Origin of the sequence: Geobacillus sp. DSP4a, assembly GCF_013096875.1 — a bacterium.
GTDB lineage: Bacteria > Bacillota > Bacilli > Bacillales > Anoxybacillaceae > Geobacillus > Geobacillus thermophilus.
In genome coordinates this window covers 47,274-55,789 of record NZ_SDLD01000022.1, presented here as the reverse complement: position 1 = coordinate 55,789, position 8,516 = coordinate 47,274, and the positions used below count along the sequence as shown (strand labels likewise).

The 8,516-nt window shown below is 53.2% G+C and carries 7 protein-coding genes and 1 pseudogene; 3 read left to right on the top strand and 5 right to left on the bottom strand.

All coding sequences use genetic code 11. The features are described from left to right. Positions 1–242: 242 nt before the first annotated feature. On the bottom strand, positions 243–794 hold the full coding sequence (locus ETC02_RS09480) for a DJ-1/PfpI family protein (protein ID WP_063211798.1): 552 nt from the start codon (positions 792–794) through the stop codon (positions 243–245). A 133-nt stretch (positions 795–927) separates the two neighbouring features. On the opposite strand from ETC02_RS09480, the pseudogene ETC02_RS09475 reads away from it, so the two are divergent. From ETC02_RS09475 to ETC02_RS09465, 3 genes and pseudogenes are all read left to right on the top strand, one after another. Continuing rightward, positions 928–1,221 (top strand): annotated as a pseudogene (locus ETC02_RS09475) (transposase family protein); the annotation flags it as partial. 90 nt (positions 1,222–1,311) lie between these two features. After that, positions 1,312–2,040 carry an NAD-dependent deacylase gene (locus ETC02_RS09470; RefSeq protein ID WP_049625599.1) on the top strand — a complete coding sequence of 243 codons (729 nt, stop codon included), beginning with the start codon at positions 1,312–1,314 and terminating at the stop codon, positions 2,038–2,040. Then, the gene (locus tag ETC02_RS09465) at positions 2,037–2,909 is read left to right on the top strand and encodes a fructosamine kinase family protein (RefSeq protein WP_063211802.1); all 873 of its coding nucleotides are present in this window, start codon (positions 2,037–2,039) and stop codon (positions 2,907–2,909) included. Before ETC02_RS09470 ends, ETC02_RS09465 begins: the two co-directional genes overlap by 4 nt. A 26-nt stretch (positions 2,910–2,935) precedes the next feature. Here ETC02_RS09465 and ETC02_RS09460 read toward each other — a convergent pair whose 3' ends face one another. The 4 genes from ETC02_RS09460 to ETC02_RS09445 form a co-directional block, all read right to left on the bottom strand. Beyond that, positions 2,936–5,029 carry a GDYXXLXY domain-containing protein gene (locus ETC02_RS09460; RefSeq protein ID WP_063211804.1) on the bottom strand — a complete coding sequence of 698 codons (2,094 nt, stop codon included), beginning with the start codon at positions 5,027–5,029 and terminating at the stop codon, positions 2,936–2,938. Positions 5,030–5,181: 152 nt separating this feature from the next. Beyond that, positions 5,182–5,970: a hypothetical protein gene (locus ETC02_RS09455; protein WP_063211806.1), complete on the bottom strand. Its 789-nt coding sequence runs from the start codon at positions 5,968–5,970 to the stop codon at positions 5,182–5,184. Positions 5,971–6,146: 176 nt separating this feature from the next. Next, complete coding sequence (locus ETC02_RS09450; protein WP_063211808.1) at positions 6,147–6,716, bottom strand: phosphatase PAP2 family protein; 570 nt, start codon at positions 6,714–6,716, stop codon at positions 6,147–6,149. A gap of 236 nt (positions 6,717–6,952) precedes the next feature. Further along, positions 6,953–8,437: a glutamate synthase subunit beta gene (locus tag ETC02_RS09445; RefSeq protein ID WP_171698238.1), complete on the bottom strand. Its 1,485-nt coding sequence runs from the start codon at positions 8,435–8,437 to the stop codon at positions 6,953–6,955. Between the last annotated feature and the right edge of the window lie 79 nt (positions 8,438–8,516).

The following is an 8,516-nucleotide window of genomic DNA, read 5'->3' as shown; positions in this document are numbered from 1 at the left end:
ACTATATTATACTATATTTTACTGAATCTATCCTATTTTCAGCAAAATATAGTTAAGGCGATTCATCTCCCACTTACTCCGCTTCGCTTCGTTGAAGTGGGAGTCTTCTCGCCTAATTAAGATAAAACCCGCCATCACAAGCGGGAACCTTTAGCCATGAAAAACAGCGCCGCCCGCCGCACCCAAAACCCTGTTGCATGCACAAGCGGTCTCCCCTCACCCAAAGGGAGACCGCTTTTTGGCTATTGGAGCAATCGAAGGAACTCACGCATAAACGCCGGCAAATCCGGCCATGCATGGGCGGAGACAAGGTTGCCGTCAACGTGGACTGTATGGTCAGACACATACGTCGCTCCTAGCGCCTCAACCCCCGGCTTGCAGGCAATATACGCTGTCAAACTCCGTCCTTTCAGCAAATCCGGCATTGTTTCAAAAATGAGCGAGGCGTGGCAAATGGCGGCAATCGGCTTATTCGCCTCAAAGAAATGGCGAACGATGCGCTGCACGTTCTCATCAAGGCGAATGTACTCCGGAGCGCGCCCGCCCGGAATGACTAACGCATCGTATTGCGCCGGATCGACTTCGGCGAACGACGCATGGGCGTCGATCAAATAGCCTTGCTTTTCCACATACGTATCCCAGTCGGCAAAATCATGGATAACGGTGTGCAGTTTCTTTTTCTTCGGCGCGGCAATCGTTACGTCATGCCCTTCCTCCAACAAACGATAATACGGATAATACACCTCCAGCGCATCAACAGCGTCGCCGGTGATGATCAACACTTTTTTGCTCATGGATTTCCGCCTCCTTGTCCATTTTTTCTGGTTCATCACCAAATTTTGTGATTTAGTGACAAAAAAGAGAAAGTACTGACGAGATCCTGGCCATAATGTTAGCGGTGAAATCAACATTAAGGAGGTCTCGTAAGTGCTTTCGATACCACTAGGATTGCCAGAATTGAAAGTGATTAAACAAGAACTTCATTCCTATGGTTATGCGATTCATGTAGAGAAAACAGAGACCCAGGAGCGCTGCCCTCATTGTGGATTTGCCACTTCCTCTGTCCACGACAGACGGACAAGAAAAGTACGGGATTTGGCGATTTTCCATCAACCGGTGTACTTGTTCGTAAAGGTAAAGCGCTATCGGTGCTGGAATTGTTCCCAAGTGTTTTCCCCCTCTTTGGAATCGATTCCACCCAATCTATCATACTGGAAACGAGTGAAAAGGAAAAGTAAAATGATTGGTGGAAAGAGATGAAGCATCAGAAATGAGAGTCGCTATGGTTGCGACAGTAAGGAGGGAAACGGAATGACCATCACCTCATGGCTGGCCGCCTCGCGCCGAACCGTCGTGCTGACCGGCGCCGGCATGTCAACGGAAAGCGGGCTGCCCGATTTCCGTTCGCCGCGCACCGGGCTGTGGGCGCGTTTCAATCCGAGCGAACTCGCGACCATCGATGCATTGCATCATCGCCGTGAATCGTTCGTCGAGTTTTACCAATATCGCATTCGCACATTGCAACAGTGCCAACCGCATGACGGACACCGCTTGTTGGCCGATTGGGAGCGGCGCGGGATCGTGCAGACGATTGTGACGCAAAATGTCGATGGCTTTCACCAAGAAGCGGGAAGCCGACGCGTCATCGAACTTCACGGCTCGCTCCGCACCGTCCATTGTCAGCGGTGCGGGCAAACAAAGCCAAGCTTTGTCTATTTGCACGGTGTGTTGACGTGCGAATGCGGCGGAGTTTTGCGCCCGTCGGTCGTGCTGTTTGGCGAGCCGCTGCCGGAGAAAGCCATCGATCAAGCGTGGGAAGCGGCCCGCCAAGCGGACTTGTTCGTTGTGCTCGGCTCCTCTCTGCAGGTATCCCCAGCCAACCAGCTGCCGCTTGTTGCCAAGCGGAGTGGGGCTAAACTCGTGATCATCAATTGGGAGCCGACTGACTTGGACGATCTCGCCGACGCTGTCATTCACGGCCGGAAAATCGGCGAGGTGCTGAACGAGCTGGAGCGGCAGTTGACGGAGGCGGCGGAATGAACAAAGAAACGATGTTGCAAATGGCGCTCGAATCGATCGGCGATCACTCCCGCATCCGCCATTGGCGCCGCGTCTCAGGCGGCGACATCAATGACGCCTATCGCGTCCAAAGCGGCAAGCAAACGTACTTTATCAAAATGCAACGTTTCCCGCCGAGTGGATTTTTCGCTGCCGAACAGATGGGCCTCGAGCTGATCAGGCAAGCACGCGCCATCAACGTTCCGCATACCTTCGGCTTCGGGGAAGCGAACGGCTGGGGCTGGCTCGTCTTGGAATGGGTCGAAGGAACGGAAACGGCGCAGACGGCCGAACAGCTCGGACACGGCCTTGCCCGCCTCCATCAATGCCGCGGCCCGGCGTTTGGCCTTGACCGCGATACGTACATCGGGACGCTGCCGCAGCGCAACGGCTGGTACGGCCGCTGGCCCGACTATTACCGCGCCGCCCGCCTTAGACCACAAATGACGCGGGCGGCGGAGAGAGGCCTCCTGCCCGCCAAGCGGCACAAACGTCTCGAATGGCTGCTCGAGCGGCTTGACCAATGGCTTCCGGATGACTGTTTCCCGTCGCTGTTGCACGGCGATTTATGGAGCGGCAACTGGATTCCGGGGCCAGACGGAGTGCCGTATTTGATCGATCCGTCTGTTTTATATGGCCATCATGAGTTTGAGATCGCGTTTACCGAGCTGTTTGGCGGCTTTCCGCGCCGGTTTTATGAAAGCTATCGCGAGCTTATGCCGCTCTCGGCTGATTATCATGACCGAAAACCACTCTACCAGCTGTTTTACTTGCTCGTTCATCTCCATTTATTCGGCGAAACATACGGCAACGCGGTCGACCGCGTGTTAGAACGGTATGCGGGGGAGTAGTTTCTCCTGCTTTCCCCGCGCCATCTTTATTCAGCACGGATCGCTTCGAGCAGCGCATCCCCGCTTTCGCTCACGCGCACATAGGCAAACCGAACATTCTCTTGCCGTGTCATCCCCGTTTTTTCCGGAATGAAATACGATTCAATGCCATACACGACTTGCGGGCCGTGGAACGTGCCGGTGATGATCACATCCCCAGGCTGCGGCGTGTATCCCGGCCTTTTGTTTCCATTCACCATATATACGCCAGCCAAACGATGCACCCCATCCGCTCCTTTTCGCAGCCCAACTTGCACCCGTCCGCTTCCATCAAGCGACGGAATGGTGGAAATATCGTACCGAAGCTGAATATAATCCCCTTGCAGCATGGAACGCGGATCCACCGGCTCAAGCTCCAGCTTTACGACATCACCATATCGCAGCAATCGCTCTTTTTGCCAAACGGTATAACCTAAAAATGAAAATTGAGCGATCACGACTATGAGCGTCCACAATGAAACGCGCCGCCCCCAGCGCACTCCCTTGGCCCATGTGAAGCCATTCCGTTTCTCGAGCCACAATGTCCATGCAAGCAACGCCACGCCTGCCGCCAGCAAGCTGATCGATTTATGAAGCAAATTCCAGGCGAACTCGTAATATTTCAGCACGAGATAAAGCGCCGTGTACACCCAAGCGGTCTTCCGCTCCAGTTGCCGACCGCGGAAAAGAAAGAAGGCAAGCGCCAAGACCATGACGATATTCAACGCCACGTACAGTCCATCAGCCGCAAATACATCGGCGCTCGTCGCGATCCCAAGCGCTCCGAACGCCAAGACAAGCGGAGTGAGAAACGGCGTTCCGCGAAAGCGGCCATACGCATACAACCCGCCGTTGACCAAAGCCAAGGTGAGCAACACCGTCCGGCCGTCATCCATCGCCGAACTTAAGGCGATCCCGAAATAGACCGTCAGCGCCGCCGTCGTCAACCGGCGCACTCCGCTGTCTGATGACCGGATGATGCCAATCGCAAGCCCAATGGCATAGAGGAACAGAGCCAGCCGCGAGACCTCCCCCGCCATCGCCACCCCGAGCCCATAACCAACAGCCAGCAGAGTATAACGAACGACCGCATTCCAATGCCGGCCCAATGAGGCGGGAACGACAAATCCAAAGATGGAAATGAAAAAGAGCACATAAGGCGACCATGACTCTGTCCAAAGAAAATACAAGCCAAGCAGGCTTTGGATGGCCAACGCGGAAGCCGCAAGTGTGACAATCGCCTGAAACGCCGCCAAAAACCATTTCCCGGCTTTCGTCTTTGCTGAAAACAGCCCCGTGCGCCGCAATAGCACAACGCCCCCGTACAACACGGCAGCAGCCGCCACGAGCCCAATGAGAAGCAACCATGTTCCATAATGATCAGCGAGCAAGCGAATGTATTGAATGAACAAAAACAGTCCAGCAAACAAACTCGTCAACAACACATACAACCGCTGCTTGGCGATGACAAGAAAATAATAAAGCAACACAGCGAGCAACACGGCATACACGTATGGCCACCATGCGTCGCGCCCATAGGAAAACCCGGTTATGTCCATCACAAGCAGCCAACCTTGCATGGCTAGGTAAGCGAAACAACGGATGAGCGGTGTCCGAGCAAACACAACGAGCGCACCGTTTACGATCACAAATAACGACAGCACGCCAAACGAAGACCATTCCGTCCACTCAATCCGATAAGCGGACGGAAAATAATAAAACCAGCACGCAAGCTGCAACAACACAAGCGCGATCACCGACAGAGCCCGTTCTTTTGTCAGCAGCGCCAACAAAGCGGTTGGCGCAAGCCAGACAAGAAACAGCCAATAACTGTCCGCATGCGAGTTGTACATTTGACCGACCAACGCCAACGCAATGCCCAATGACAACACTCCGCTGATCAACATCCAACGCCCTAAGAAACGACGGCGGCCCCAAAGCGCCGCGCTTGCGATGTAAAACACCGCCATCATGCCGATGCTGATCCCGACTTTCACCTCTCGCCCCATCTCCGGCCAATTGGCGGCAAAAAAATACACCATCCCGGCAATCATGCACAAAAACGCCAACGCATACCCCGTTTTCACGACGCGGGCCGCCATATCGCTTCCTCCCTTGTGACTCGGATCTTTCTCTCTATAAAAATATGCTGAAAAAGCTGTCTAGAAGACCAGTGAAAACACGCCTCATTCCATCGTATTTTCCTAGTTGCCGCTCACCCTTTAGACTGTTTTCTTTATTGCAGTACAGGACACTATGGTTGGAGATCATTTTTTAAGTGGAAAATGTCCATATCATGCTCTGCCACTTTTTTGATCAAATAGTTGATCGATGACTGTTGCGAAGAGAACTGCCGCGAAGCCATGTCAAGAGCGGCCTGATGCTTATGGAGCATGTTCTCGATATAGCGAAAGTGGCTCCGCATTTCTAGTGTGAGGTTGTCAACTTTTTCTTCGACCCGTTCAACTTTCCCTTCAAGCCGTTGCTGTCCTTCTTTCAATGTTTGCACATCGCCTTTGACCGCATCCATGTCGGCTTTCAGGGTTTGCACATCGCCTTTGACCGCGTTCATATCCGCTTTTAATGTGCGCACATCCTCCTCAACCCGGTAAAGCCGCTGCTCCAAGCGGGCTTGTCCCTCCTGTAACAACTGCACTTCATCTTCCAAACGCGCCTGGCCTTCTTTGAGCACCTGCACTTCGCCTTCAAGGCGCGCCTGCCCTTCCTTGAGCGCTTGCACCTCGCCTTCGAGGCGCACCTGCCCTTCTTTGAGTGCCTGCACTTCGCCTTCGAGGCGCGCTTGCCCTTCCTTGAGTGCTTGCACCTCGCCTTCGAGGCGCGCTTGCCCTTCCTTGAGTGCTTGCACCTCGCCTTCGAGGCGCGCTTGCCCTTCCTTGAGTGCTTGCACCTCGCCTTCGAGGCGCGCTTGCCCTTCTTGAAGCGCTCGGACATTTCCTTCGATCCGATCGAGCCGCACGTGGATGGGATTGAGCTTTTGGTCAAGCAGTTCGGCCATCATTTGCACGAGTTCGGCTTGCCCCATCGTTTCACCTCCTTTTCCCCATTGTATCATTGTCTCGGTCAACGCGATAGTATAGAAAAAGAGATTTTCTCCCTAATTTCGACAACGGCAAAGCTCAACACAAAGCCGCAAAATTTGCTTTTCACCGCGCGAAATCAAAACAAAAATCGTTTTTTGTCCATGTTCTAAAATCCGCTTCAGCGAGTGAACCTACGGTAAAGAGCCAGGCAGGCTGATACATAGGCAACCCCGAGCAAAAACCCACCAAGCACATCAGATGGATAATGCACTTGCAGACTTAACCTGCTTAAGCCAGTCAACAGGGCAAGCGCTCCAAAAACGCCGTAAATCGCGGCCTGCTCGCCTCGCTTCGTGCGCGTTTGCGCCAAAAAGTACGCCAAAATCAACAAGTAAATCGTCCCGATCATCGCGTGGCCGCTTGGAAAACTAAATCCACCGATTTCAGCATGAGGAGGTCGAGGCCGTCCAATGATATGTTTTAGCCACTCATTGATGCCATATCCCCCGCCAACAGCGGCCACAACCAACACCATTCCATAGACATCGCGGCGGAAAAACCATAAACCAATGACAAGCATCACACTGATGATGCCTATTGTTTTCCCATTGCCGAGAAACGTAAACGGATCGAGCCATTGCCATGAATCAAACAGCTGCAGCCCACCTTCGTCAGCCGCCTTTGTCACCCCGGCTGCCACGCTTGCCCAAACAGCCAAAAAAAAGACCGCGCCGACAGCCGTTATCATCCATAATCGTCGGTTCACTCTGACTCACTCCTTGTTGATGCTTCCTCACAACCGCATCAGTCGGTTGCCCACCACTGGATATCAAAGTCGATTTGTACGGAGATCAAACCAAAAGGAAACATTGAAAGTTCCTCATTATAACTTATTGAAAGTTCCTCATTATAACTTAATATATTTTCATGAACAAAAGAAAAATCCTCCTTAAAAAGCAACACTTTTTAAGGAGGAAACAACCGTTACGACGGCAACTTCGTCTCTCCCATCAGGAACCGATCGACTTCACGAGCCGCCCCTCGGCCTTCATGGATGGCCCAGACAATTAAGCTTTGGCCGCGGCGGGCGTCGCCAGCCGCAAACACGCCCTCGATGTTTGTTGTATATTTGCCGTATGGGGCTTTCACTTTGTTGTTGGCCGTTTCAACGCCAAACTGCTTCAACAACGGCTGCTCTGGCCCTTCAAACCCGATGGCGATAAACACCAAATCGCACGGCCATACTTGTTCCGTCCCCGGAATTTCTTTAAAGATCGCTTTGCCGTTTTCATCGATGATTTTTTCCATTTGAATCGTATGCAGCTCTTTCACGCGGCCGTGCTCGTCGCCAACGATTTTCTTTGTTTGAATGCAATATTGACGCGGATCCGCGCCGAACTTTGCTTTCGCTTCTTCGTATGCATAATCAAGCGTAAAGACGAGCGGGTATTGCGGCCACGGATTGCTGTCTAGACGCTTGTCCGGAAGAGCCGGATGTTTGCCAAACTGGACAACGCTTTTACAGCCTTGCCGCAGCGCGGTCGCTACACAGTCGGCCCCCGTATCGCCGCCGCCGATCACAATGACATGTTTGTCTTTGGCATCAATAAACTGGCCGTCGGCAAAGTTGGAATCCAATAAACTTTTCGTCACGCCCGTCAAATAATCCATCGCAAAATGGACGCCCTCCAGCTCACGGCCTTCAATGGCCAAATCGCGCTGCTTTTGCGCCCCGATGCACAAGACGACGGCGTCGTACTGAGCACGCAGTTCGTCAGCCGTAATATCTTTGCCGACTTCGGTGTTCGTAATAAACGTGATGCCTTCCTCTTCGAGCAGACGCACCCGCCGCTCGACCACTTCTTTTTCCAGTTTCATATTCGGAATTCCGTACATCAACAAGCCGCCGATGCGATCGGTCCGCTCGTACACCGTCACCGAATGGCCAGCTTGGTTAAGTTGGTCGGCACAGGCGAGCCCAGCCGGGCCAGAGCCGACGATGGCCACTTTTTTCCCTGTTCTTGTTTTCGGAATGCGCGGTTTCACCCATCCTTCGGCAAACCCTTTATCAATAATGGCCCGTTCGATTCCTTTAATCGCAACCGCTGGGTCGGAAATGGCCACCGTGCACGATCCTTCGCACGGCGCCGGGCAGACGCGGCCGGTGAATTCCGGGAAGTTGTTCGTTTTCAACAAACGATCAAGCGCTTCTTTCCAGCGGCCTCGGTACACCAAATCGTTCCATTCCGGGATCAAGTTGTGCACCGGACACCCCGAGGTAAGGCCGTTTAGCTCCAATCCCATATGACAAAACGGCGTGCCACAGTCCATACAGCGGGCACCTTGGCGGGCCAGCACGTCTTCGGAAAACGGCTGCGTGTATTCTTTCCAATCATCAAGACGGGAAAGCGGATCGCGCTTTTTCTCTTCCTCGCGTGCATATTCCATAAATCCTGTTGCTTTTCCCACGATGGTTCCCCTCCTTCTTTCCGTACGTATCCTCTCTTCTCTCATGCGGCCTTCCCGCCTGTTGGCCGATCAAAAAGCG